Raw genomic sequence first — 228 nt, 5'->3', positions numbered from 1 at the left:
ACCGGCTCGTGGCTGGCGGCGATCAGCACAGTGCGAAACATCGGGCGGCGGGCGGCCAGGTTGGCCATGCGCAGGGTCTCCACCGCCGACGCCAGGCCGATGGTGGTGAAGTTGGGCAGGATCAGAAAGCCGAAGGTCTTGACGGTGCAGGGTGATACGGGTGCTGTAGCGGGGTGGACCATTGCGATCTTCCTGTGCAAGCTGAGGCATAGTTGGTCAGGGGCAGTG

Annotated in this window: 1 pseudogene; it reads right to left on the bottom strand. The window is 64.5% G+C overall.

Annotated features, from left to right (window positions below):
• Window positions 1-182: pseudogene (locus SB765_RS34620) on the bottom strand (GlxA family transcriptional regulator); the annotation flags it as partial.
• Window positions 183-228 lie beyond the last annotated feature (46 nt).

The sequence above is a fragment of the Pseudomonas sp. SIMBA_067 genome (assembly GCF_046534675.1).
Classification (GTDB): domain Bacteria; phylum Pseudomonadota; class Gammaproteobacteria; order Pseudomonadales; family Pseudomonadaceae; genus Aquipseudomonas; species Aquipseudomonas putida.
This window is presented reverse-complemented; position numbering and strand designations above follow the sequence as displayed.